At 47.6% G+C, this 231-nt stretch carries 1 pseudogene; it reads left to right on the top strand.

Annotation, left to right across the window (positions count from 1 at the left end):
- Positions 1-231: pseudogene (locus tag FHC49_RS16790) on the top strand (IS30 family transposase); the annotation flags it as partial.

The following is a 231-nucleotide window of genomic DNA, read 5'->3' as shown; positions in this document are numbered from 1 at the left end:
AGATGAAATGGTCTCCAGAGCAAATATCAGGATGGTTAAGGCGAACAAAACCACGTCAAAAAACGCTGCGAATATCACCTGAGACAATTTATAAAACGCTGTACTTTCGTAGCCGCGAAGCGCTACACCACCTGAATATACAGCATCTGCGACGGTCGCATAGCCTTCGCCATGGCAGGCGTCATACCCGCAAAGGCGAAAGAGGTACGATTAACATAGTGAACGGAACAC

Origin of the sequence: Kluyvera sp. EC_51 (assembly GCF_019584505.1) — a bacterium.
Taxonomy (GTDB): Bacteria; Pseudomonadota; Gammaproteobacteria; order Enterobacterales; family Enterobacteriaceae; genus Kluyvera; species Kluyvera sichuanensis.
This window is presented reverse-complemented; position numbering and strand designations above follow the sequence as displayed.